The sequence below is a fragment of the Rothia sp. HMSC066H02 genome (genome assembly GCF_001814995.1).
GTDB lineage: Bacteria > Actinomycetota > Actinomycetes > Actinomycetales > Micrococcaceae > Rothia > Rothia mucilaginosa.
Genome location: NZ_KV818687.1, coordinates 50,118 through 50,341 on the forward strand (window position 1 = coordinate 50,118; position 224 = coordinate 50,341).

Below are 224 nucleotides of genomic sequence, written 5' to 3' on the forward strand. Positions count from 1 at the left end.
CACCCGCTGAGAATCCGGATTCTGAGCGCGCGAACTGAGGCGCAAGATTCCGAGCGCGCGAGGCAATAAATCATGCGCCGAAGCCGCCGAGCCCTAACGAGGCGGAATCCTGGGTTGAAGCCGTCGAACGACAGTGAGACGGACATGACGGGTGCACATTCTCAGGAGAAAGGCTTGTTTTCGGGCATAGAAAAACCTCTTACGCACCCGCTGAGAATCCGGAT